Raw genomic sequence first — 419 nt, 5'->3', positions numbered from 1 at the left:
CCCTGCACCAGCGCGATCATCTTGTACCAGGTCTCGAACATTTCGCGGCCATAGATGCCCTTGAGATGCAGCATCTTGAAGATGACCTTGTTCCAGTCGATCTCGAAGCCGGTCGGCGCGATGCCCAGAATGGCGATCTTACCGCCATTGTTCATGGTGTCGATCATGTCGCGGAAGGCGGGTGCCGCACCCGACATTTCGAGGCCGACGTCAAAACCTTCGGTCATGCCGAGCGCCGGCATGATATCGCGCAGCTTTTCCTTCGACGCGTCGACCACATGCTGGACGCCGAGTTTTTTCGCCAGCGCCAGCCGCACCGGGTTGATGTCGGTGATGACCACCTTTCGCGCGCCGACGCACTGCGCCACCAGCGCACCCATGATGCCGATCGGCCCGGCGCCGGTGACCAGCACGTCCTC

Annotated in this window: 1 protein-coding gene; it reads right to left on the bottom strand. The window is 61.6% G+C overall.

Annotated elements, in window-relative coordinates:
- Positions 1 to 419 (bottom strand): zinc-binding dehydrogenase (locus AC0L2M_RS34640; protein WP_473537275.1); only part of this gene is annotated, 419 nt, incomplete at both ends.

The sequence above is a fragment of the Mesorhizobium sp. WSM4806 genome (assembly GCF_055811635.1).
This window is presented reverse-complemented; position numbering and strand designations above follow the sequence as displayed.